Source organism: Streptomyces sp. NPDC059003 (assembly GCF_042740445.1).
Classification (GTDB): domain Bacteria; phylum Actinomycetota; class Actinomycetes; order Streptomycetales; family Streptomycetaceae; genus Streptomyces.
Genome location: NZ_JBHYJH010000047.1, coordinates 1 through 2,727 on the forward strand (window position 1 = coordinate 1; position 2,727 = coordinate 2,727).

Sequence of the window (2,727 nt, forward strand, 5' to 3'; positions counted from 1 at the left end):
TATAACCGACTGGCTGGTCGCCTCCCCCGGTTGGCTGAAAGGGGGCGGCCCCCGGGAAAACCCCGGGCGGCGCGACTCAAAACCGGGAGGGCCCGCCGCCGATGGGCTCCGGGCCCTCCACGGTCCGGGAAAACGGCGGCCGTCTTACTCGCCGCGGCGAAGACTCGGCTTCAGGTCCTTGAACCGGCCGAGGAGACCATTGACGAAGGCCGGCGACTCGTCCGTGGAGAATTCCTTGGCGAGCTGGACGGCCTCGTCCAGTACCACCGCGTCGGGCGTGCCGTCCACCCACACGAGCTCGTACGCTCCGAGCCGGAGAATGTTCCGGTCGACGACCGGCATCCGGTCGAGCGTCCAGCCGACGGCGTACTGCGAGATCAGCTCGTCGATGCGCGACGCGTGCTTCTCGTAGCCCTCGACGAGCTCCATCGTGTACTCGCTCACCGGCGGCTGCCGGGTGTCGGTCCGCGAGTGGCGCACCCAGTCCGCGAGGACCGTCAGGACGTCGACGCCGCGCTGGTCGGCCTCGAAGAGGATCTGGAAGGCGCGCTTGCGGGCCGTGTTACGGGCGGCCACGGTTAGCTGTTCACCCGGCCGAGGTAGCTGCTGTCACGGGTGTCGACCTTGATCTTCTCGCCGGTCGTGATGAACAGCGGGACGTTGATCTGGTGGCCGGTCTCCAGGATGGCGGGCTTGGTGCCGCCGGTGGAGCGGTCGCCCTGGACGCCCGGCTCGGTCTCCTGGATGGTGAGCTCGACGGCGGCGGGCAGCTCGACGAAGAGCACCTCGCCCTCGTGCTGCGCCACGGTGGCCTCGAAGCCCTCGATCAGGAAGTTCGCGGCGTCGCCGACGACCTTCTTGTCGATGTGCAGCTGGTCGTAGGTCTCCATGTCCATGAAGACGAAGTAGTCGCCGTCCATGTACGAGAACTGCATGTCGCGCTTGTCGACAGTGGCCGTCTCGACCTTGACGCCGGCGTTGAAGGTCTTGTCGACGACCTTGCCGGAGAGCACGTTCTTGAGCTTGGTGCGCACGAAGGCCGGGCCCTTGCCGGGCTTGACGTGCTGGAACTCGACGACGGACCAGAGCTGGCCCCCGTCGAGCTTGAGCACCATGCCGTTCTTGAGGTCGTTCGTGGAAGCCACGGTTGCGGAATCTCCTGGACTGACGTGGACGACCCCGGGCACGTGCACGCGCTACAGCGCGAGCAGCTCCTTGGTCGTAATGGTGAGTAGCTCGGGTCCGCCGTCCGCTTCGCAGCGGACGACGAGCGTGTCATCGATCCGGACCCCGCCCCGGCCCGGGAGGTGGACCCCCGGTTCGACGGTGACCGGCACGCAAGCGTCCAGTTTACCCATGGCCGCGGGCGCCAACTGCGGGTCCTCGGTGTTTTCGAGCCCCACACCGTGTCCCATCAGCGGAGCCAGGCCGTCCGCGTACCCCGCGGCGTCCAGGACGTGCCGGGCCGCGCGGTCCACGTCACGGTAGGCGGTGCCCGGGGCGAGGGCCTCCCGGCCGGCCCGCTGGGCGGCGAAGACCAGGTCGTACAGCTCGATCTGCCAGTCCGCGGGCGAGGTGCCGATGACGAAGGTGCGCCCGATCTCACTCCGGTACCCGCGATAGCGCGCGCCCAGGCACACGGAGAGAAAGTCGCCCTCCTCCACGCGCCGGTCGGTCGGGCGGTGGCCGCCGCGCCCGGAGTTCGGCCCGGTGGCGACGGAGGTCGGGAAGGCCGGGCCGTCCGCGCCGTGGTCGACGAGGCGGCGCTCCAGCTCCAGGGCGAGATGGCGTTCCGTGCGCCCCACGAGGATCGACTCGAGCAGCTCGCCGAGGGCCTGGTCGGCGATCTCGGCGGCGATCCTGAGGCAGGAGATCTCCTCCTCGTCCTTCACCAGGCGCAGCTGCTCGACGCCCTGGGCGAGGTCGGTGAGGCGCAGCCGCGGTGCCACGGAGGCGAGCGCGCGGTGCCGGGCGACGGTGAGGTGGTGCTCCTCGACGGCGAGGGTCTCAACGCCCTGGGCCCAGGCCTGCCCTGCGCCCGCCACGGCCGGGTCGCCGTCCGGCGCCGACAGGACGTGGGTGCGCAGCGCGGCGTCGGGCCGCGCGTCGCCCGGCTCTTCGGCGGGCGGGCGGGCGCACAGGAGCACGTCCTCGGTCCTGCCGAGCAGGAGGACGGCGCCGCTCGGGGCCGCGCCCGCGAGATAGCGGACGTTGGCGGCCCGCGAGACGAGCGCCGCCGCGCTCCCGCCCGCCGCACACCGCTCCCTGAGCCGCTCCCTGCGCGCCGCGTACACCTCTGACATGGGGCGAGCCTATGAGCGCACACCACTCCGGGCCGGTTCAGCGCGTCCGACCGGGCGGCGGGAGCCCCCAGTACGAGCGGCTGCGCGCCGGGCGATTGACAGTCGGGGGCGGCCGGGGCGGGGGCGGTGCGTCGGCCTGGCAGGGGTCGTGGGGTGGGGTGCTGGGGGTTGGGGGCGCCCGGGACGGGGGCGGTACGCGCCTTGGCAGGGGCCGTGGGGCGGGCTGCTGGAGCTGGGGGGGCGCCGGGGCTTGGGGGCACCCGGGGCGGAGGGGCCGGGGCGCGGGGGCCTCGGGCGCAGGGGAGCCTGGGGTGACGGGAGGCCTGGGGCGCGGAGAGGGGGCTGGGCGCGGGGAAGCCCGCCGGTGCGGGATCCGCGGGGCGGCTGAGGGCACCAGCCCCGGACGGCTACGGCGGGCGAGACC

The 2,727-nt window shown here is 72.6% G+C and carries 3 protein-coding genes; all 3 read right to left on the bottom strand.

Features of this window, described 5'->3' with window-relative positions:
- Positions 1 to 144: 144 nt before the first annotated feature.
- The 3 genes from nusB to ACFWZ5_RS18430 are packed head-to-tail and all read right to left on the bottom strand — an operon-like array spanning position 145 to position 2,303.
- Positions 145 to 576, bottom strand: a complete 432-nt coding sequence (gene nusB, locus ACFWZ5_RS18420) for a transcription antitermination factor NusB (RefSeq protein WP_384890852.1) — start codon at positions 574 to 576, stop codon at positions 145 to 147.
- A 2-nt stretch (positions 577 to 578) separates the two neighbouring features.
- Entirely contained in the window at positions 579 to 1,145 is a 567-nt protein-coding gene (gene efp, locus ACFWZ5_RS18425) for an elongation factor P (protein WP_384806792.1), read from the bottom strand.
- Positions 1,146 to 1,196: 51 nt separating this feature from the next.
- Positions 1,197 to 2,303, bottom strand: coding sequence for an aminopeptidase P family protein (locus ACFWZ5_RS18430; RefSeq protein WP_384806788.1), 1,107 nt, complete (start codon positions 2,301 to 2,303; stop codon positions 1,197 to 1,199).
- Positions 2,304 to 2,727 lie beyond the last annotated feature (424 nt).